Below are 18,957 nucleotides of genomic sequence, written 5' to 3' on the forward strand. Positions count from 1 at the left end.
GGGTGCCGTCCATGCCTGAGACGCCGCGGCTGCTGTTCGTGCACGCGCATCCCGACGACGAAAGCCTCGGCACCGGCGCCACCATCGCCCACTACGCCGCCCGCGGGGCGGACGTCCGCGTGGTCACCTGCACGCTGGGCGAAGAGGGCGAGGTGATCGGCGATCGCTGGGCCGAACTCGCCGTCGATCGCGCGGACCAGCTCGGCGGCTACCGGATCGGCGAACTGACCGCCGCGCTGCGGGCGCTGGGCATCGGCGAGCCTCACTATCTCGGGGGAGCCGGCCGGTGGCGCGATTCGGGCATGCGCGGCACCCCCCGGCGCCACCGGCAACGGTTCATCGACGCCGACGAGCGCGAGACCGTCGGCGCGCTGGTGGCCGTCATCCGCGAACTGCGCCCGCACGTGGTCGTGACCTACGACCCACGCGGGGGCTACGGCCATCCCGATCACGTACACGCGCACCGGGTGACGGTGGCCGCCGTCGCGGCGGCCGGACCGGAAGCCGGCGCCGACTTCCCCGGCGAGCCCTGGGCCGTACCGAAGCTGTACTGGTCGGTCTTCGCGACGCGCACATTCGAGGCGGCCATGGACGACCTCACGCCCGAGGATCTGCGGCCCGAGTGGTCGATCCCGCCCAAGGAAGAGTTCACCTTCGGCTACGCCGACGCCGACATCGACGCCGTCGTCGAGACCGCCCCGGCAGCCCGGGACGCCAAGCGGGCGGCGCTCGCCGCGCACGCCACCCAGGTGATGGTCGGACCGACCGGTCGGGCCTGCGCGCTGTCCAACAACGCGGCGATACCGATACTGGGGGACGAGCACTACGTGCTGGCCGCCGGAGCCGCGGGGGAGCGCGACGGGCGCGGCTGGGAAATGGACCTGCTCGCAGGGCTCGGTTTCGCCGCGGCCCCGACGCGGTAGGCTGCCAATCAGGCAGCCACGGAAGGAATTCGCATGGACCCCGACCTGGACCCTAATCAGCAGCACTGGCAGGACCGGCTGGACAGCCTGCAGTGGGTTATCGGCTCCATCATGTCCAACATCGACAGCGTCCCGACCTGACCGAAACCAAGCCACGCGTCGCGTCCGTTGACGACGGCGGCGCAACCGACCCCGCGATCCGGTTCGTCGTGTTGGCCCTCTTGGCGGTCGACGGGGTGCTCTCCGCACTTGCCGGAGCTCTGCTGCTGCCTCTCTACATCGGGACGGTCCCGTTCCCCATCAGTGGACTGATTTCCGGACTGGTCAACGCGGCGCTGGTGTGGGCCGCCGGTCGCTGGACCCGCTCGCCGCGGCTCGCGGCCCTGCCGCTGTGGACCTGGCTGCTGACGGTGGCGGTGATCAGCATGGGCGGCCCGGCCGACGACGTCATCCTGGGCGGCCGCGGCCTGATGGCCTACGCGGCCTTATTGCTGCTGGTCCTGGGGGTCGCACCGCCCGTGTGGGTGCTGTGGCGGCGCGGCCGGGGCGGCTGACGTCCGGCCGGGACGTCGCCCGCTTGCCCGTGCGGGCGTGCCGCTACTGTTGACTGTTGCCCAGGCGGGACCCACCTACGGGTGCCACGATTTCACATGTTGGGACGCACGGATGAAATTCGATCGTCGGGAAGTTACACCAAAGTGCTCTTGACTCCGGGCGAGGAGCCTACCGCTTTGCCTAACCCTGTGGTTCCGACCAAGGCCTCCACCGAGGTCAGTGCCTCCGCGCTGCGACGGGTATTGCGACGGGCTCGAGATGGTGTGGCGCTGAACATCGACGAGGCCGCGGTCGCGATGACCGCGCGTGGCGCGGATCTCGCAGATTTGTGCGCGAGCGCGGCGCGGGTGCGCGACGCGGGCCTGGAGTCGGCCGGACGCCGCGGCCCGGCCGGTGGACTGCCGATCACCTACTCGCGCAAGGTTTTCATACCGGTCACCCACCTGTGCCGGGACAGCTGCCATTACTGCACCTTCGTCACCGTCCCGGGCAAGCTGCGCGCCCAGGGCGCCGGAATGTACCTGGAGCCCGACGAGATTCTCGACATCGCCCGTCGCGGCGCCGAACTGGGTTGCAAGGAAGCATTATTCACGCTCGGTGATCGGCCCGAGGATCGCTGGCCGGAGGCGCGCGAGTGGCTGGAGGCGCGTGGCTACGACTCCACGTTGTCCTACGTGCGCGCGATGGCGATCCGGGTGCTCGAGGAAACCGGCCTGCTGCCGCACCTGAACCCCGGCGTGATGAGCTGGTCGGAGATGGCGCGGCTCAAGCCGGTGGCGCCGTCGATGGGCATGATGCTCGAGACGACGTCGCGGCGGCTGTTTGAAACGAAAGGCCTTGCGCACTATGGCAGCCCGGACAAGGACCCGGCCGTCCGCCTGCGCACTCTGACCGACGCGGGCCGGTTGTCGATTCCGTTCACCACCGGCCTGCTGGTCGGCATCGGCGAGACCCTCGCCGAGCGGGCCGATACCTTGCACGCGATTCGCAAGTCGCACAAGGAGTTCGGTCACGTACAGGAAGTGATCGTGCAGAACTTTCGGGCCAAGGAGCACACCGCGATGGCCGCCGTCCCCGACGCCGGCATCGAGGACTACCTGGCGACCGTGGCGGTGGCGCGGTTGGTGCTCGGCCCCGGGATGCGCATTCAGGCGCCGCCCAACCTGGTATCCCGCGACGAGTGCCTGGCGCTGGTCGGCGCCGGAGTCGACGACTGGGGCGGTGTTTCGCCGTTGACGCCCGACCACGTCAACCCGGAGCGGCCCTGGCCGGCCCTGGACGAACTGGCCGCCGTCACCGCCGAGGCCGGCTATGAGCTGGTTCAGCGGCTGACCGCGCAGCCCAAATACGTGCAGGCGGGCTCGGCCTGGATCGACCCGCGCGTGCAGGGACACGTGACGGCGCTGGCCGATCCGGCGACCGGTCTGGCTCGCGACGTCAACCCGGTGGGGATGCCCTGGCAGGAGCCCGACGACGTCGGCTCCTCGGGCCGGGTCGACCTCAACGCGGCGATCGACAGCGAGGGCCGCAACACCGAAACCCGCAGCGATATCGACAGCGCCTTCGGCGACTGGGAATCGATCCGTGCCCACGTGCACGAACTGGCCGCGCAGGGCGCCAAAGCGCCAGAACGCCTAGACACCGACGTGCTCGCGGCGCTTCGCTCCGCCGAGCGCGATCCCGCCGGCTGCTCCGACAGCGAATACTTCTCGCTGGCGACCGCCGACGGCCCGGCGCTGGAAGCCGTTGCCGCCCTTGCGGACACGCTGCGTCGCGAGACCGTCGGCGATGACGTGACCTTCGTGGTGAACCGCAACATCAACTTCACCAACATCTGCTACACCGGGTGCCGGTTCTGTGCGTTCGCGCAGCGCAAGGGCGACGCCGACGCGTACTCGCTGTCCACCGACGAGGTCGCCGACCGCGCCTGGGAGGCGCACGTCGCAGGCGCCACCGAGGTGTGCATGCAGGGCGGCATCGACCCCGAGCTGCCCATCACCGGCTACGCCGACCTGGTCCGGGCGGTCAAAGCGCGGGTGCCGTCGATGCACGTGCACGCGTTTTCACCGATGGAGATCGCCAACGGTGTGACCAAGAGCGGGTTGAGCATTCGTGAGTGGCTGATCAGCCTGCGCGAGGCGGGCCTGGACACCATCCCGGGCACCGCCGCCGAGATCCTGGACGACGAGGTGCGCTGGGTGCTGACCAAGGGCAAGTTGCCGACGTCGCTGTGGATCGAAATCGTCAGCACCGCACACGAGGTGGGGCTGCGCTCGTCGTCGACCATGATGTACGGCCACGTCGACAGCCCGCGGCACTGGGTCGGCCACCTCAACGTGCTGCGCGACATCCAGGACCGCACCGGCGGTTTCACCGAATTCGTGCCGTTGCCGTTCGTCCATCAGAGCTCGCCGCTGTATCTGGCCGGGGCGTCGCGTCCCGGGCCCACCCATCGCGACAACCGGGCGGTGCACGCGCTGGCTCGAATCATGTTGCACGGCCGCATATCTCAGATTCAGACCAGCTGGGTCAAGCTCGGTGTCGAGCGCACGCAGGTGATGCTGAACGGCGGCGCCAACGACCTGGGCGGCACCTTGATGGAGGAGACCATCTCCCGAATGGCCGGTTCGGAATTCGGCTCGGCCAAGACGGTGGCCGAGCTGATCGCGATCGCCGAGGGCATCGGCCGACCGGGGCGGCAACGCACCACCGACTACACGACCCTGGCCGCGTAGTTCGCTTTCTTGTCACAGGCGGCGGGTATACCCGAAGCCGTGAAGCGACCAATCGACGACGACCGATTTCCAGAGTGGGCGCCCTTCCTGGATGCGGTGCGCAGGCACGGACCCGACGCCGGCACCTGGTGTGAAGCCTGGACCGTGCGCGACATCGTCGTCCATCAGGCGGGAAACGCCGAAGAACTCGCACGGGTACTCGGCGGCCATCTGGCGGGTGAGCCCGTCGCCACCCGCGGTTTCGAGGAACGCGAGGGCCCGTTGCGCGCCCTGAACGACGCGGATCTGTGGGACGCGCTGCAGGACCGGATGGCCACCCTCAACGAGGTCGCGGTGGCGGCCGAAGGAGTGCCCGCCGACACCGATGTCGCCTGGACGGGCCGCACCATGAAGGTGCCGTGGTTCGCCGAGCACATGCGTGAGGAGCTCGTCCTGCACGGCTGGGACATCACCGGGGACGACCCGGCCGCCCAGGCCCGGCTGGCCGAGCCCTGGATGACCACGCACAGCGTCCTCGCGGTCGGCCGACCGCTGCTGGTGAAGGGGGCCAAGCAGCTGGACCCGGGCGAGCGCATCGAGGCCCGCCTGCGAGCCGACGGCACCGAGGACGTCGTCCTGGCCGCTGATCCCGATCAGATCACCATCGGCTTTGCCGAACCGAACGGCCCGGCCACTCTGGAAACCGACGCGGCCGCGCGCGTGCTGCTGCTGTGGGGCCGGAGGCCCGCCGATCCGTCACGCATTCGCAGCCGCGTCGGGCCGGAAACCCTGGGCCGGGTACGCCGCCTGCTCGGCGGTTACTGAACCGCTTCGTGCGAAGCGATCGGCTCAGTAGTTGTTACAGGTGACCGCGACCTGGTTGATGTCGTCGTAGTACTTCTGCGCCGACGGCATCGCCTGGATCTGCTGGGCCATCTGCTGACGCTTCGGCGGCGGCGCCGCCAGGAAGTTGCGGATGTAGGACTGCGCGACCGGCGACGAGTTCAGCTGCTGGGCAGCAGCCGGGTCGGTCGCGTTCAGCGCCGCGATGACCTGCCCGTAGTTGCAGGTGGTGTTGATGATCGCGTCCGACGGGTCAGCCGATGCGACCCCGGCCGCGGCCGTCAACGCCACCGCCGCGCTGCCAACCGCAACGCCCAATTTGCTCAACGACAGCCTCATGTTGTGGACACCTTCCCCAGTTAATGCACCGCTATTACGGCGAGAACGTCTGCCCAGCGGTTGCCGTCTTTCGGTTGAGATTACCAGGCCCCGCGAACGTCCTCGCAACGCAAGAGCTATCGACCGCCGCCGCCGGAGCGTTACTCCGCGCAGGTCAGCGGCCCGTCAGCGGTGTTCGCCCTCGGCGAAACGGGACCCGGTGGCGGCCTCCGAGACTGCCCGTCTTAAATCTGTGTATCGACTGGCGCGCCAAATAGTTGACCTGTATCTGCGACGTCTAGTATCAGTAACTGAAAGCTTCATCGGAAGCGGTTGGACGCGCCGGTGCGAGCTTGAACAGCAGCCACATTTCAGCCCACGAGATGGCCTAGTACATGGAGGAGACGTCTGTGACGTACACGATCGCCGAACCCTGTGTCGACATCAAGGACAAAGCCTGTATCGAGGAGTGCCCGGTCGACTGCATCTATGAAGGCGCTCGGATGCTCTACATCCACCCCGACGAATGCGTCGACTGCGGGGCGTGCGAGCCGGTCTGCCCCGTCGAGGCGATCTACTACGAAGACGATGTGCCGGACCAGTGGAGCCAGTACACGCAGATCAACGCCGACTTCTTCGCCGAGCTGGGATCGCCCGGTGGCGCGGCCAAGGTCGGCATGACCGAGAACGACCCGCAAGTGGTCAAGGATCTGCCACCGCAGGGCGAAGGCGACTGAGCGGCCCGGTGCCACACCAGCTCAAAAAGCGCCGGCCGGCGGTCTCGGCGTCCCTGCCGGAGTTCCCCTGGGACACCCTGGCCGATGCGAAGGCGCGGGCCGGCGCCCATCGGGACGGGATCGTCGACCTCTCCGTCGGCACCCCGGTCGACCCGGTCGCACCGGTGATCCAGGAGGCGCTGGCGGCGGCCGCTTCGGCGTCGGGCTATCCCGCCACCGTGGGCACCGCGCGGCTGCGCGAATCGGCGGTCGCGGCGCTGGAGCGCCGGTTCGGCATCACCGGGCTCACCGAGGCGGCCGTGCTTCCGGTCATCGGCAGCAAGGAGCTCATCGCCTGGCTGCCCACGCTGCTGGGCCTGGGCCCCGCCGACCCGATCGTGGTGCCCGAGCTGGCGTATCCGACCTATGACATCGGGGCCCGGCTGGCCGGGGCGCGAGTGCTGCGCGCGGATTCGCTGACGCAGCTGGGCCCGCAATCGCCGTCGCTTTACTACCTGAACTCGCCGAGCAATCCGACCGGACGCGTCCTGGGCATCGAGCACCTGCGCAAAGTGGTCGGATGGGCGCGCGACAGGGGCTGCCTGGTGGCCTCCGACGAGTGCTATCTGGGGCTGGGCTGGGATGACCATCCGCTGTCGATCCTGCATCCCTCGGTGTGTGACGGCGACCATGCCGGCCTGCTCGCCATCCACTCCTTGTCGAAGAGCTCCTCGCTGGCCGGATACCGGGCCGGGTTCGTCGCTGGAGACCCCGAGCTGGTCGCCGAGCTGCTCGCCGTGCGCAAGCACGCCGGGATGATGGTGCCGACGCCGGTGCAGGCGGCCATGGTGGCGGCCCTGAACGACGACGCCCACGAGCTGGCGCAGCGCGAGCGTTACGAACGGCGCCGCGCGGCGCTGCTGCCCGCGCTGCGTTCTGCCGGCTTCACCATCGACCACTCCGAAGCGGGCCTTTATCTGTGGGCCACCCGCGGCGAGCCGTGCCACGACAGCGTCGCCTGGCTGGCGCAGCGCGGCATCCTGGTGGCGCCGGGCGATTTCTACGGGCCCCGCGGTGCGCAGCACGTGCGGGTTGCGCTGACCGCCAGCGACGAGCGGATCGCCGCCGCCGTGCAGCGGCTCGCCTAGCCGAGGCGCACCGCGCGGGCACCCGAGACGGGCGGGCGTGCACAATGCATCGAGGCGTTCCACGTTCTCTGGGTAAGGACGGTGCTCGTGACCAGTTCGACCGGCAAGCTGCGCATCCCGCTCTCGCTAGGGGACATCGCCAAGCGGGTGTTCCTTGGAAAGCCGTTGATCACCGAGGACATCGCGTCGGAGAAGCTATCGAATTCCGTTGCGCTAGGCGCGCTTTCGCCCGACGCCGTCTCCTCCGTCGCGTACGGTCCCGAGCAGATCCTGATCGAACTGTTGCCCCACGCCGGGCTGGCCGCCTTCCTGCTTCTGCTGCCCATCACCGGTGTCATCCTGCTGATCCTGGTGCTGGTGGCCGCCTCGTATCGGCAGGTGGTCATGGCCTACACCCGGGCCGGCGGTTCGTACATCGTGGCGCGCGACAACTTCGGTCCCAGAGTTGCGCAGATCGCCGCCGCGGCCCTGTTGATCGACTATGTGGTCACGGTCGCCGTGCAGTCGGCGGCCGGGACCGTCGCGGTGGTCTCGGCGATTCCCGCGCTGGGCCCATACAGCCTCGAGCTCACCGTCGCCGTGGTGCTGATGATCTGCTACGCCAACCTGCGGGGCCTGAAGGAAGCGGGGTTGCCGTTCGCGGTGGCGACCTATTCCTTCATCGTCATGGTCGGACTGACCATCGTGATCGGCATCGTCCGCGCGGCCATCGGGAACCTGCCGACCTACGATCCCGCCCACCTGGCCGGCACGGTGCCGGTGCACCAGGGCAACGGTCTGGTGCTGGGCGCCACGATCTTGGTGCTGCTGCGTGCGTTCGCCAACGGGGGTTCGTCGCTGACCGGGGTCGAGGCCATCTCCAACACGGTCGACTACTTCCGCAAGCCCCAGGGCCGCAACGCGCGTCGAGTGCTGACCGCGATGGCGACCATCCTCGGCTTGCTGCTGGCCGGCGTCGCCTACCTGGCCCACGTCACCCACGCCACGCCGTATCTGACCGAATATCCCTCGGTCTTGTCGCAGATCGGGCGTGCCGTCTTCGGGAGCGGCACCGTCGGCGACGTCTTCTACGTCCTGGTCCAGGCTGCAACGGCCGCCATCTTGTTCACCGGCGCGAACACCAGCTTCAACGGCTTCCCGGCCCTGGCCAGTTTCGTCGCCGAAGACCGCTTCCTGCCCAGGCAGCTCACGAAACGTGGCCATCGCCTGGTGTTTTCGAACGGGATCATCACCCTGACGGCGCTGTCGGTCGCATTGCTGGTGGCCACCGGCGGGTCGGTGAATGCGCTGGTGCCGTTCTACGCGATCGGGGTGTTCACCGGATTCTCGATGGCCGGTTACGGGATGACCAAACACCATCTGACTCATCGAGAACCGGGCTGGCGACGCCGGCTGGCGATCAACCTGTCCGCCGCGATTTTGTCGACGATCGTGGTGGGTATCTTCGCGGTGGCGAAATTCACCGAGGGCGCCTGGCTGGTGGTCGTCGTGTTCCCCCTGTTGGTGTTCATGCTGACCCGGCTCAACCGCGAATATCGCGCCGAGGCAGCCATTCTCGAGATGTTCCGAACCGACCGCCCGGAGTTGGTGAAGTACGCGCGGCACCGGGTATTCGTGTTGGTCGACTCCGTCGATCTGGCGGTGATCGAGGCCTTGCGCTACGGCAGGGGTTTGCGGGCCGACGAGCTGACCGCGGTGCATTTCATGGTCGACCCGGCCCACGCGGCGCAACTGCGAAAGCGTTGGGACCATTTCGAACTCGACACTCCGTTGCGAATTGTGGATTGCCCGGACCGTCGGATCAGCCGGGCAGCACAGCTGCTGGTTGCCAAGGCGCTTGAGGAGAAGGCGCGGACCAATGTGACGGTGCTGCTGCCCCGAAGGACCTTCGCCCGGCTGTTGGGCCGGCTGCTGCACGACCGCACCGCCGACAAGATCTCGCGAGCGGTCAGCCTCATCCCCGACGCTGCGGCGACGATCGTGCCCTACGACGTCGAGTCGCGGATCAGGGAGGCGTACCCCGACACCTTCGAGCAGCGGATCGCGCAGGCAATCGACAAGCTCGAGGCGTGGGTGTCCCAGGACGAGGACCAGAAGGTCGACGCCTACGAGCACCCGAAGGGGCCGCAATCGGTGGTCATGGTGGCCGGCCTGATCTCCGGGCAGCGCGCCAGCGTCGAAGGGCGCGTCAGTGAGGTCGAAGACGTCACGACCCGCGGCCGGACCTACCGGCGAATCGTCATCGGCGACAGCACCGGCGAAATGACCGTGATCTTCCGCCCGGGCCACGGGGGCGACGACATCCAGCCCGGTCAGGTACTGCGAGTCACCGGGAAGGCTCGCCAGACCGGCACCCGGGACATATCGATGCTCGATCCGGATTATCAAGTCATCGAGGATCCCGCCAAGGACGCCGAGTCCGAAGACTCCGAACAAACCAGCGATACGTAGCCCCTCGAGTCCGGTGCGCCGAAAGAAATACCCTAAATCCCAGACGATTTCGGCGCCGCCTCCGGTTGGCGCATCCGTCGATGGCGGCACATCGCGACGAAACCGGCTATTCGGGCGGCCGACCCCTGCGCTGCATCGCCGGCCGCGCGTTTGCCGGCCGGGTTCGGACCCCTGCCGGCGCAACCGCCCGCGACGGCGAAATTACTTCCGCCTGAGTCAAACCCACCGACACCGACGGACAACGCCGAACAGTGGATGTACAGAAGACCAACAGCTAACGCCGCTGGCTTGCCGAAGCGGCATGCCCTGTTGAACGGGGTTCGAGGCCGAGCGTTGTGATACCCGACGACGGTCCCCCCGTGCTGCGGGCAACGACCCGAACCTGTGGCGCCGGGCGGCCTGGACGCGGGCCGGGATGACTCCTCGGGCGAAAGCTGCGGTGCGGCGCCGACACGGCAGGTCCACCGGAGGTGTCGACGCGTTGCCACGTGCATCGCGGCACCGCCCGCGCGGGGGGCTTCTCCGCCGTCAACGTGCCGATCGACCCGCCCCAAGTGGGCGTGATTTCATTTGCCGGCGGACCTATAGGCGGGCTCGGCGCTTGACGGCGCGGCGGGACGTCCGTGAACGAAATAAACTGACCTAAGTTGGCCATCTTTACTTGTGGACTGGTTCTGATCCGGATTGATTGATAAACAATATGGTGAAGGTGTGTGGCCGGTATCGATGCGGCGAGGCTGCCGCGCCGAAGCCGTGCGTCGGTGTGGGCAGGCAAACAAATCCTGCGGAGCGGGCGCGGCGTCCCGTCGGCCACCAGTGCGGCGACCGGTGATGCGGAGGATGGCAAGTGGCCGTTAGGGTTTCGCCGGTGTCGGGCGAGACGTGGTGAACAGGGAGCTGGCAATGTCGAACAACATCACCTGGCACGAACACCAGATAAGCCGCGCCGAACGCGAAAGACTCAACGGTCACAAGGGCTGCGTCATCTGGTTCACCGGCCTGAGCGGAAGCGGCAAGAGCACGGTGGCCAACGTCGTCGAGCAGAAACTCTACGAGCGGGGCATTCGCAGCTACCTGCTGGACGGGGACAACGTCCGCTATGGACTCAATGCCGGCCCGGACCTTCTCGAGGAGCGCCACGGGGCCGAGTTCGCGAAGCGGTTCGGCCTGGGATTTTCCGCCCAGGATCGGGAGGAGAACATCCGCCGTATCGGCGCGGTCGCGAAGCTGTTCTGCGAGTCCGGCACCATCGCGCTGACGGCGTTCATCAGCCCGTACGTGCGTGATCGCGACGCCATCCGGGCCACCCTGAACGACGGCGATTTCCAGGAGATCTTCATCGACACCCCGATCGAGATCTGCGAGCAGCGTGATCCCAAGGGGCTCTACAAGAAAGCCCGCGCCGGCGAGATCAAAGGGTTCACCGGAATCGACGATCCCTACGAGGCTCCGGCGCAGCCCGAGCTGCGGCTCGACGGCGGCAACAAGGACGCGGACACGTTGGCCGAGGAAGTGATCGCCCATCTCGAGCGGGCGGGCGTCATCTCGGCCCGGGTCCGGCGAGACGCTTAGCGGACGGCCCCCAATGACGGCGTCGGGAGCCGTCCACGGGCCAGCGCTGATTACCGAAACGAGGTCACGTTCATGAGCTACCAAGGCCATAACGGGAAGCCGATCGTGGAACGAGTGTCCACCGAGAATGCGGCGGCCCAGATCGAAGGGCTGCCGCGCATCCCGATCCCGAAAGCCACCGCGCATGAGGTGATCAGCCTGTCCTACGGGTTCTTCACCCCGCTAACCGGATTCATGGGCTGGCGCGAAGTGGATGGCACGCTGGACAACTTTCAGCTGCCAGACGGCTCGCTGTGGAGCATCCCGATCGTCTTCGATCTCTCCGCGGACGATGTCGAAAAGTACGGGGTGAGGGTGGGCGAACGCGTCGTCCTGGAGTATCTCGATGCCCCGATGGCGATCTTCGAGGTCTCCGAGATCTACCAATACGATCTGGAGCGGATGGCCGAAAAGACCTACGGCACGACCGATCCCCGGCACCCGGGCGTCAAGAAGACGCTGGCTTATGCGGATCGGTTCATCGGCGGCGACATCACGCTCATCAACGAGCCGGTGTTCAATGAACCCTTCAAGAGCTTCTGGCTCACGCCGCGCCAGCACAAGGATGCGCTGGCGAAAAAGAACTGGGTGCGCGCCGTCGCCCATCAAACGCGCAACGTTCCGCACACCGGCCACGAAGCCCTGATGAAGCAGGCGTGGCTGGCCGCGAACGAGGACCAGCCCGTCGACAATCTGAACACCGGCGTGCTGGTCAATGCCATCATCGGCCAGAAACGCGTCGGCGACTACATCGACGAGGCAATCCTGTTGGCGCAGAACGAGTTGCGGACCAGTGGGTATTTCCGCGAGGACGTCCATCTGGTGTCGTTCACGCTGTGGGACATGCGCTACGCCGGGCCCCGCGAGGCCATCTTCCACGCGATCCTGCGGACGAACCTCGGCTGTACGCATCACATGTTCGGGCGAGACCACGCCGGCGTCGGCGATTTCTACCACCCCTACGATTCCCAGAACATCCTCAAGCAACACCGCAGCGAGTTGGGCATCAAACCGGTCTTCCTGCGCGAGAACTGGTACTGCCCGGTGTGCCAGGAGGTCACCAACTCGGCCCTGTGCGGTCACGACGACCAGTCACAAAGCTTCAGCGGCAGCCTGATTCGAAGCATCCTGACCGACGAGGTCAAGCCGACCCAAAAGGTGATGCGGCACGAGGTTTTCGAAGTCGTGATGGACAGCGCCGCCAAGTACGGCCAGGGCTCGCCGTTCGTCACCGAGGAATATCTGAAGGACAGATTGCCGGTCTTTACGCTGAACCAGTTGGAGAACTCATGAGCAACGGCGAGAAGAGGATCAAGGTCAACGTCTGGATCAACGAGGAACGGCTGGAGGCGCTGGCGAATGCCGGAATGGCGGACCGGGCGATCGAGGCGTTCGCCGGCATGAAGCTACTCGAGATCTACACCACCGACGACCAGAAAGACATTTTGCTGCAGCGCTTTCCAGGGTCGAAGTATGACTCGGCCACCACTCGCTCGATCGAGCTGCTGCCCAAGCAGGTCAAGGACAGGCTGCTCGAACTGTCCATCAAGATGCACTCCACCGGTCCCGACGTGGTGGGTCACTTCCTGGACGAAGCCCAGACGGCGAACAGCCAGTAGGCCCGGCCGGGGGGCGAGCGGGTCAACGACTTTCCAGCACCCGCAACCCCAGCGCAAACAGCAGCCGCACCTCGGGATCGGCCAGCGACGCCGACAACACTTTTTCGATGCGTCGCACCCGGTAGCGAACCGTATTCGGATGCACGCGCAACGCTTGTGCGGCCGCCGCGATGTCGCCGAACGCGTCCAGATAGACCCGCAACGTCTCGGCGAGCACCGGCTCGTCGTCGCGCAGCGCCACGATCCGCGGATCGATCAATCGCTCGTCGCTGCCGACCAGGGTCACGATCTCGTCAAGCAGCACGGCGGTACGCGCTTCGGCCAGCGACGTCACCTGCCCGAACGAAATCGGGTGCCGCTCAGCGCTGTCCAGTACGCGGTCCACCTCGGTGCGCGCCGCGGCAATCCCGGCCAGGCCGGCGACCGGTGCGGCGATGGCCGCCCGTAGCTGCACCCCGAGTTCGGCGCGCATGGCGCCGATGGTGCCGCGCACCCATGAGGTGACCGACCGGTTGCGCGTCTGGGGGAGCAGCACGTACGTGCGCGCGCCGTTCGAGGCGACCTGGGCGTCGGCGCGAAAAGCGCTGGCGCTCAGCGCGATAACATCGGTGAGCCGGCCGGGACCGGGTGAACCGTCCGCCGCGTCCCAACCGATCAGCGCCGCGTCGCCGTCGGCGGCCAGGCCCAGTTCAGCGGCAACCGCAACAACGTCGACCTGTGCAAGGGTCTCGGCATCGGCGAGGCCGAGGAGCTGCTGCACCCGCCGGGCATGCGTCGACGGCCGGGCCGCCAGCCGCGACATGATGCGGGCGGCCAGCACGGAGGCGCCCCGCAACATCTCCTCGGCGTCGTCGGCCAATGGTTGTGAGCCTTGCTGTACCCAGATGGTCCCGGCGAACACCGGCGGCCGCCGCGCGTCCGGTGCCGGCCGGTGGATGCCGACGGCCAGTCGCGGGCGCAGCCCCAGCTCGGGCCGCTCGGCGACGCGGACGACGTCGCCGCCCGCCCGCAACGCGTCGAAGATGCCCCATTGGCCGATCCACTCGAGATGCTCGGGCGGGCCCGCCCTGCCCAGGATGGAAAGCCGGCGCAGCTCGTCGGCTTCGTCGTTGGAGGCGGAATAGGCCAGCACGTGCGAATGGGCGTTCTCGATGCTGACCATGCCGTGAATGCGGTCGGCGAGCGACTGCGCCAGCCCGAACAGATCGGTGCCCGAGTCGTCCGTCGCATCGGCGCGGTCCCCGTGATGCTCCAGGACGTGGTTGACCAACTGATAGAGCCGCTCCCAGCGGGCCCGCGGGTCGGCGGCCACCACGGCCGAACCGGCCGCAACGGCCTTCGCCACCAATGCATTCGACGGCTCTTTGACGAAAATGGCCACCGGGACGCGCTCGCGCGCCTGCTTGTCCACCCAGCGCAGCGCCTTGTCGTCGGCGACCCCCAGCAGGAAGAAGACATCGGCCGAGCCCGCGGCGGCCGCCAGCCCGAGCCGCACGTCGTCGGAGTCGATCAGCGCCGCCGACCCCACCGGCAGGTCCAGGCCGCGGGGCGCGTCGACCAGGCTCACCAGGGTCGCGTCCAGCGCGAGTAGCAGCTGCCCCAGCCCCACACCGGTCATGTTGTCCGATTTTACTGCTAATGCCAGTCTGTATTGTCCGATCGGCTAATTCTCTGCCGAGCCGCCGCGAGGATCCTTGCAGCATGGACGCGATAACCCAGGTCCCGATGCCGGCCAACGAGCCGGTCCACGACTATGCGCCGCACTCGCCGGAACGCGCCCGGCTCCACACCGAACTGGCGACGCTGACCGATGGCCCGATCGACCTGCCGCATGTCATCGGCGGCACCCACCGGATGGGTGACGGTGAGCGCATCGACGTCGTCCAGCCACACCGGCACGCCGCGAAGCTGGGCACCCTGACCAACGCCGGACACGCGGACGCGACGGCGGCGATCGAAGCCGCGATGACCGCGAAACGTGCATGGGCTGCATTGCCCTTCGACGAGCGGGCGGCGGTGTTCCTGCGGGCCGCCGACCTGCTGGCCGGGCCGTGGCGGGAGAAGATCGCCGCGGCGACGATGCTCGGCCAGTCCAAGTCGGTCTATCAGGCCGAGATCGACTCGCCCTGCGAACAGATAGACTTCTGGCGCTTCAACGTGGCGTTCGCGCGGCAGATCCTGGCGCAGCAGCCGATCAGCGGGCCGGGGGAGTGGAACCGCAGCGAGTACCGCCCGCTGGACGGCTTCGTCTACGCGATCACGCCCTTCAACTTCACCTCGATCGCGGGCAACCTGCCGACCGCGCCCGCGCTGATGGGCAACACCGTGGTGTGGAAGCCGTCGATCACCCAGACGCTGTCGGCGTATCTGACCATGCAGCTGCTCGAGGCCGCGGGGCTGCCGCCCGGGGTGATCAACCTGGTGACCGGCGACGGCCTTGCCGTTTCCGATGTGGCACTGGCCGATCCGAGGCTGGCGGGCATCCACTTCACCGGGTCGACGGCTACCTTCCGGCATTTGTGGCAGCAGGTGGGCGCGAATATCGGCCGCTACCACAGCTATCCGCGGCTGGTCGGCGAGACCGGCGGCAAAGACTTCGTCGTCGCCCACGCCTCGGCACGCCCGGAGGTGTTGTGCACGGCGCTGATTCGCGGCGCGTTCGACTACCAGGGGCAGAAATGCTCGGCCGCGTCGCGGGCCTTCGTCGCGCAGTCGGTGTGGCGCCGCATGGGTGACGACTTTTTGGGCAAGACCACCGCGCTGCGCTACGGCGACGTGACCGATCTGACCAATTACGGCGGAGCGCTGATCGACCGGCGCGCCTTCATCAAGAACGTCGACGCCATCGAGCGGGCCAAGGGCGCGCCGCACGTCACCATCGCCGTGGGCGGCGAATACGACGACAGCGAAGGCTATTTCGTGCGGCCCACGGTGTTGCTGTCCGACGACCCGACCGACGAGTCGTTCGCGACGGAATACTTCGGCCCGCTGCTGTCGGTGCACGTGTACCCCGACGACGACTACGAGCGCGTCCTCGACGTCGTCGATACCGGGTCTCGCTACGCGCTGACCGGCGCGGTCATCGCCGACGACCGCGACGCCGTGCTGACCGCGCAGGACCGGTTGCGGTTCGCGGCCGGGAACTTCTATGTCAACGACAAGCCGACCGGCGCGGTCGTCGGGCGCCAGCCGTTCGGGGGATCGCGTGGCTCGGGCACCAACGACAAGGCCGGATCGATGCTGAACATGTTGCGCTGGACGTCGGCTCGCACCATCAAGGAGACCTTCATCCCGGCAACCGATCACATCTATCCGCACATGGGCGCCGACTGATGGCCGGAGTGTTCGCCAGCACCCTGCGCCCGGTGATCCTGGCCGCGAGCCGCCGCGACGGGTTGCGCCGCACCGCCGAACGACTGACGGTCACCCGAAAGGTGGTACACCGGTTCGTTCCGGGGGAGACCCTCGACTCCGCGCTGAACAGCGCGGCGGCGCTTCGTGATTCGGGCCGGCTCGTCAGCATCGACTATCTGGGCGAGGACGTCGCCAACGCCGACGACGCCGATGCGGTGGTGCGGACCTACCTGGATCTGATCGACGCTCTGGGCGGGGCCGGCGCCGCGGACGACGCCGTGCGGCCGGTGGAAGTCTCGGTCAAGCTGTCGGCGCTGGGACAGTCGCTGGAGCGCGACGGACACAAGATCGCGCGGGAGAACGCGTGGTCGATCTGCGACGCCGCCCAGCGCGCGGGTGTGTGGGTGACGGTGGACGCCGAGAACCACACCAGTACCGATCCGACGCTGCGCATCGTGCGCGACCTGCGCGCCGAATTCCCTTGGCTGGGCCTGGTTTTGCAGGCTTATCTGCGGCGCACCCTTGACGACTGCGAGGAATTCGCCGCCTCCGGCGCCCGGGTTCGGCTGTGCAAGGGCGCCTACGACGAACCGGCCTGGATGGCCTACCGCGGGCCCACCGAGGTCACCGACTCGTATCTGACGTGCCTTCGGGTGCTGATGGCCGGGTCCGGCTACCCGATGGTGGCCTCCCACGACCCGGAGATCATCGGCGCGGTGCCCGAGCTGGTGCGCGAATCGGGCCGTCGTGGCGACGATTTCGAATACCAGATGCTCTATGGCATCCGCGACGACGAGCAGCGGCGTCTTGCCGCGGCCGGCAACCGGGTGCGGGTGTACGTCCCGTTCGGCACCCAGTGGTACGGCTACTTCATGCGCCGGCTGGCCGAACGGCCGGCCAACTTAACGTTTTTCCTGCGCGCCCTGGCGCACCGGCGGTGAGTGTGCATCGTTGGCTTCCAGTGTGCAACCTGGGCGGCGACCCGCCGATGATGCCCGCCCTGGGCGCACACTCAACCGTGTAAACGCACGCTCAACGCCGGCGCGAACGATCGCTGGCGAAGCCGCGCACCACGTGGGCCCGAACGAATTCCGCCGCCACGTCCGGATCATCCATGTCCAGCGTCGAGGACGGCGTGCTGAACAGCGAGAACAGGATGCGCGCGAACCATTCGCCGGCGGCCTCGATGTCGAGGTCCTTGCGCACCTCGCCCGTGAGCCGGGCGGCCGACAGGTAGGGGGCGAAGAACTCCACACATTCGCGCAGCAGCACGGCGGCGTCCTTGGTCAGCAGCAGGCTGATGGCATCCTCGTCAAAGTACTTCTCCGAGGCGATGACCCGTCGTGCCTGGGTGACGAAGACCGCGGCCGAACACAGCTTGTCCTCCAGGGTGCCGCCGCGATCCATCGCCTTGGTCATCTCGCGGTAGAACCGCTCGGACGCGTGTTCGGCGCACGCCTCGACGATCGAGGCCTTATCGGAAAAGTATTCGTAAACGGTGCTGCGGGACACCCCGGCCCGCTTGGCGATGTCGACGATCGTCGCCTTCTGCAGCCCCTGTTTGCCGAAGCACGCGAACGCGGACTCCACGATGAGCTCGCGGGTGTCGGTCAGTTGAGTCGCCTGAGTCGTCACGGAATCAACGCCCCCCGGGGGACCAACCCGGCATCGGCCGAGGCGAACGCGGCGTTGACGTCAGCCAGATGGAACGGCCTGGGCATCAGCCGCTCGAACGGAAAACTGGTGTGCTGCAAAAACGATAGGCCGGTGGCCAGGGTGACCGGGTCGTAGAGCATCACGCCGCGCACGGACTTGTTGCCGTAGACCAAAGCGCTGGGGTCGAGCTCGAAGGTGCGTCCCATTCCGACGTTGCCGACCTCGAGCAACGTGCCGCCGTTGTTGAGAAAGCCGATCCCCTCCGGGATGACGCCCGGTACGCCCACGACCTCGAGCACCCAGTCCGCGCCGATGCCGTCGGTGTGTTCGCGCACCCGCTCGGTGACCTCGGCGGCCAAGATCCCGCTGGCGTCGATGCAGTGGGTGGCGCCGAAGTCGGCGGCGACGTCGAGTCGTTCGGCGATCTTGTCGATGACGATGACCGCGGCGGCCCCCGCGGTCCGCGCCACGGCAGCGGCGTTGATGCCCAGCCCGCCGGCGCCCTGAATGACGACGGTGTCCCCGAGCCGCACATCGCGCAGCGCGAAAAGCACCTGGGCGAGAGCGCAATTCAGCGGTGCGACGGCCTCATCGGGCAGTTCCGCGGGAACTTTGTACAAGGGCTGCCTGCGGCTGGTGTAGTAGTACTCGCCGTAGGCGGCGACGAAGTGGGGCGCCTGCTGGTGCGTGCGGTATTCGCCGGCCATCAGGTTCTGGCAGGCGTAGGAGCGTCCCCGCGCGCACGCGTGACAACCGCCGCAGAACCAAAAGTACGGTGCCACCACACGATCGCCGACCGCCAGCGGCCTACCGGTCGCGTCGGTGGTCAAGCCCTCGCCGAGTTCGGCTATCTCGCCGACCATTTCGTGGCCCATGGCGAACGGGCACGGCAGCGGTAGCTCGCCGCGAAAGATATGCAGGTCGGATCCGCAGATGCCGGCCATCCGCAGCCGCAGCGCCGCGGTGCCCGGCGCCGGTGTGGTCAACGGGAATTCGGCCAGCTCGATGGGCCCGCCATGGGCGGTCAGGAGCGCGAGCCTGGGCATGAC

General features: G+C 67.7%; 16 protein-coding genes. 12 read left to right on the forward strand and 4 right to left on the reverse strand.

Annotated elements, in window-relative coordinates; genetic code table 11:
• Window positions 1-11 precede the first annotated feature (11 nt).
• The 4 genes from mshB to MTY59_RS15625 all read left to right on the forward strand — a co-directional run bounded on the left by mshB (window position 12) and on the right by MTY59_RS15625 (window position 5,017).
• Window positions 12-923, forward strand: coding sequence for an N-acetyl-1-D-myo-inositol-2-amino-2-deoxy-alpha-D-glucopyranoside deacetylase (mshB, locus tag MTY59_RS15610; protein ID WP_221041951.1), 912 nt, complete (start codon window positions 12-14; stop codon window positions 921-923).
• A 92-nt stretch (window positions 924-1,015) separates the two neighbouring features.
• On the forward strand, window positions 1,016-1,477 hold the full coding sequence (locus MTY59_RS15615) for a hypothetical protein (RefSeq protein ID WP_221041952.1): 462 nt from the start codon (window positions 1,016-1,018) through the stop codon (window positions 1,475-1,477).
• 96 nt (window positions 1,478-1,573) lie between these two features.
• Window positions 1,574-4,213: a bifunctional FO biosynthesis protein CofGH gene (locus MTY59_RS15620; RefSeq protein WP_221041953.1), complete on the forward strand. Its 2,640-nt coding sequence runs from the start codon at window positions 1,574-1,576 to the stop codon at window positions 4,211-4,213.
• 39 nt (window positions 4,214-4,252) lie between these two features.
• The gene (locus MTY59_RS15625; RefSeq protein ID WP_221041954.1) at window positions 4,253-5,017 is read left to right on the forward strand and encodes a maleylpyruvate isomerase N-terminal domain-containing protein; all 765 of its coding nucleotides are present in this window, start codon (window positions 4,253-4,255) and stop codon (window positions 5,015-5,017) included.
• Between the two features lie 24 nt (window positions 5,018-5,041).
• On the opposite strand, the gene MTY59_RS15630 is transcribed toward MTY59_RS15625, so the two are convergent.
• Window positions 5,042-5,374, reverse strand: coding sequence for a hemophore-related protein (locus MTY59_RS15630; protein WP_007773659.1), 333 nt, complete (start codon window positions 5,372-5,374; stop codon window positions 5,042-5,044).
• A 389-nt stretch (window positions 5,375-5,763) separates the two neighbouring features.
• Here MTY59_RS15630 and fdxA point away from each other — a divergent pair, with 389 nt between their 5' ends.
• The 6 genes from fdxA (at window position 5,764) to MTY59_RS15660 (ending at window position 12,898) form a co-directional block, all read left to right on the forward strand.
• Window positions 5,764-6,090 carry a ferredoxin gene (gene fdxA, locus MTY59_RS15635; protein ID WP_007773662.1) on the forward strand — a complete coding sequence of 109 codons (327 nt, stop codon included), beginning with the start codon at window positions 5,764-5,766 and terminating at the stop codon, window positions 6,088-6,090.
• Between the two features lie 8 nt (window positions 6,091-6,098).
• Window positions 6,099-7,217, forward strand: a complete 1,119-nt coding sequence (gene dapC, locus MTY59_RS15640) for a succinyldiaminopimelate transaminase (RefSeq protein WP_221041955.1) — start codon at window positions 6,099-6,101, stop codon at window positions 7,215-7,217.
• 87 nt (window positions 7,218-7,304) lie between these two features.
• Window positions 7,305-9,668 (forward strand): amino acid permease, encoded by a 2,364-nt coding sequence (locus tag MTY59_RS15645; RefSeq protein ID WP_221041956.1) that lies wholly within the window; start codon window positions 7,305-7,307, stop codon window positions 9,666-9,668.
• 903 nt (window positions 9,669-10,571) lie between these two features.
• Complete coding sequence (gene cysC / locus MTY59_RS15650; RefSeq protein WP_221041957.1) at window positions 10,572-11,240, forward strand: adenylyl-sulfate kinase; 669 nt, start codon at window positions 10,572-10,574, stop codon at window positions 11,238-11,240.
• 72 nt (window positions 11,241-11,312) lie between these two features.
• On the forward strand, window positions 11,313-12,572 hold the full coding sequence (gene sat, locus MTY59_RS15655; protein WP_221041958.1) for a sulfate adenylyltransferase: 1,260 nt from the start codon (window positions 11,313-11,315) through the stop codon (window positions 12,570-12,572).
• On the forward strand, window positions 12,569-12,898 hold the full coding sequence (locus tag MTY59_RS15660; RefSeq protein ID WP_221041959.1) for a DUF6955 family protein: 330 nt from the start codon (window positions 12,569-12,571) through the stop codon (window positions 12,896-12,898). Before sat ends, MTY59_RS15660 begins: the two co-directional genes overlap by 4 nt.
• 22 nt (window positions 12,899-12,920) lie before the next feature.
• Here the strand turns inward: MTY59_RS15660 and MTY59_RS15665 are convergent, their stop codons facing one another.
• Window positions 12,921-14,516, reverse strand: coding sequence for a PucR family transcriptional regulator (locus MTY59_RS15665; protein ID WP_221041960.1), 1,596 nt, complete (start codon window positions 14,514-14,516; stop codon window positions 12,921-12,923).
• Between the two features lie 83 nt (window positions 14,517-14,599).
• Here MTY59_RS15665 and pruA point away from each other — a divergent pair, with 83 nt between their 5' ends.
• Both pruA and MTY59_RS15675 read left to right on the forward strand, forming a co-directional pair.
• Complete coding sequence (gene pruA / locus MTY59_RS15670; RefSeq protein ID WP_221041961.1) at window positions 14,600-16,231, forward strand: L-glutamate gamma-semialdehyde dehydrogenase; 1,632 nt, start codon at window positions 14,600-14,602, stop codon at window positions 16,229-16,231.
• On the forward strand, window positions 16,231-17,193 hold the full coding sequence (locus MTY59_RS15675) for a proline dehydrogenase family protein (RefSeq protein ID WP_221041962.1): 963 nt from the start codon (window positions 16,231-16,233) through the stop codon (window positions 17,191-17,193). Before pruA ends, MTY59_RS15675 begins: the two co-directional genes overlap by 1 nt.
• A gap of 91 nt (window positions 17,194-17,284) precedes the next feature.
• On the opposite strand, the gene MTY59_RS15680 is transcribed toward MTY59_RS15675, so the two are convergent.
• Both MTY59_RS15680 and MTY59_RS15685 read right to left on the reverse strand, forming a co-directional pair.
• Window positions 17,285-17,887: a TetR/AcrR family transcriptional regulator gene (locus tag MTY59_RS15680; RefSeq protein ID WP_221041963.1), complete on the reverse strand. Its 603-nt coding sequence runs from the start codon at window positions 17,885-17,887 to the stop codon at window positions 17,285-17,287.
• A complete protein-coding gene (locus tag MTY59_RS15685; protein ID WP_221041964.1) occupies window positions 17,884-18,954 on the reverse strand; it encodes a zinc-binding dehydrogenase in 1,071 nt (356 codons plus the stop codon). Before MTY59_RS15685 ends, MTY59_RS15680 begins: the two co-directional genes overlap by 4 nt.
• Window positions 18,955-18,957 lie beyond the last annotated feature (3 nt).

It is taken from the genome of Mycobacterium senriense, from assembly GCF_019668465.1.
In the GTDB taxonomy this organism is placed as follows: domain Bacteria; phylum Actinomycetota; class Actinomycetes; order Mycobacteriales; family Mycobacteriaceae; genus Mycobacterium; species Mycobacterium senriense.